Here is a 691-nt window from a genome sequence, read left to right on the forward strand (position 1 = left end):
CGAGCGTAACGGTAACGGTGGATGGGGCAGATTATCCAGCAACCAATAATGGTGATGGCACCTGGACCTTGGCGGACAATACCTTACCGTCGTTAGCCGATAACAGCTACACCGTAACGGTAACGGCAACCGATGAGGCGGGGAACCAGGGGACAATAACGGGCACCTTGAACATTGATACGGTTGCTCCGGATAGTCCAGTTATTAATGCCGGAAATGGTACGGAAATTAGTGGCATTGCGGAAGCGAATAGCATTGTTCGTCTTGATGTTGATAGCGATGGTATGCCCGATTATACAACCGCTGCAGATGAAAATGGCAACTGGAGTGTAACGCCAGATAGTCCGCTGAATAACGGTACAGAGGTCGTTGCGACGGCCACCGATAAAGCAGGGAACACCAGTGCTCCTGCTACGAGTACCATCAACACTTCCGCCGCGACGGTTACGTTCAATAATGAAGTCACTAATGATGACACTCCTCCCTTATCTGGGACTATAAGCAATCCAACAGCAAATGTCGTTGTTAGCCTAAATGGAACTGATTATCCAGCAACCAATAATGGTGATGGCTCCTGGACCTTGGCGGACAACACCTTACCGTCGCTAGCCGATAACAGCTACACCGTTACGGTGACCGCCACCGATGAGGCGGGGAACCAAGGGACCGCAACGGGGACCTTGGTGATTGA

The 691-nt window shown here is 51.2% G+C and carries 1 protein-coding gene; it reads left to right on the forward strand.

Features of this window, described 5'->3' with window-relative positions; all coding sequences use genetic code 11:
* Positions 1–691: Ig-like domain-containing protein (locus tag R7Q46_RS27255; protein WP_318078282.1), on the forward strand; the 691-nt coding region annotated here is incomplete at both ends.

The organism is Vibrio sp. 811 (assembly GCF_033339195.1).